Source organism: Vibrio sp. 378 (assembly GCF_033339435.1).
Genome location: NZ_JAWOUO010000311.1, coordinates 1 through 852 on the forward strand (window position 1 = coordinate 1; position 852 = coordinate 852).

Here is an 852-nt window from a genome sequence, read left to right on the forward strand (position 1 = left end):
GCCATCGCTTTGGTTGCTTTGTGGATGCCGTGTAGGAACGGACGGTTCTCGTAAATGGCTTTCGTCAGTTAGGAAACGTCCTCTTCCGAGATATCGTCTCGAACCGCAAGGAAGTTGGGCTGAGCAATCGTCGTGATTGGTTTATCTAAACCTGGGTAAGTGTTGGCAGGAATGTCGTACTTGGTCCACAACTTGTAGTTGCCGTTGGCTTGCTTGATTTGCTCGTCAGTGAACGAAAGTATCGAGATATCTTTGCCTAGCGCCGCAAATGCTTGCGTCACCGCCCCAACAGGAACACCTGCTGGCGTGTTCATGCCATCGATAGTGCCATTTTGTAGCGCACTTGCACTGCCGCCATACCCCATAAAGGCAAGGTTGAACTTATCTGGGTCAACACTCAGGCCTTTCATGATCTGACGGCCTGAGTTCTCAGTACCGGAGTTCTTTTTACCGATAGAGAACTTTTTCCCTTCGAGGTTTTTCAGATCACTAACCGTACCGGTTTTTGCTAAGTCGCTACGAACAATGAAGTGTTCAACGTTTTGCCATAGCATTGAGACTGAACGCAGCTTTTCTTGGCGACCGCTTTTCTCGTAAGGACCTTCCCCCGACCAAGCCCACGCACCGTACAAACCTTGCAAAATCGCAAATTGTGCTTCGTTTTCATTCAATAGTTTGACGTTTTCACCAGAGCCAGCAGAGCTGATAGCAGAAAGGGAGAAGTGGTGCTTTGGTGCGAGTTTCACTTTACTTAATGTCGCCAAAGCTACCCCTACTGGGTAGTAAGTGCCACCAGTAGAAGCGGTCGCAAGGATGTAGCTGCGCTCTTCCGCCGCTGCATTTGTCGCGATA

1 pseudogene is annotated in these 852 nt (G+C 49.4%); it reads right to left on the reverse strand.

Features of this window, described 5'->3' with window-relative positions:
• Window positions 1–852: pseudogene (locus R7Q48_RS25920) on the reverse strand (TAXI family TRAP transporter solute-binding subunit); the annotation flags it as partial.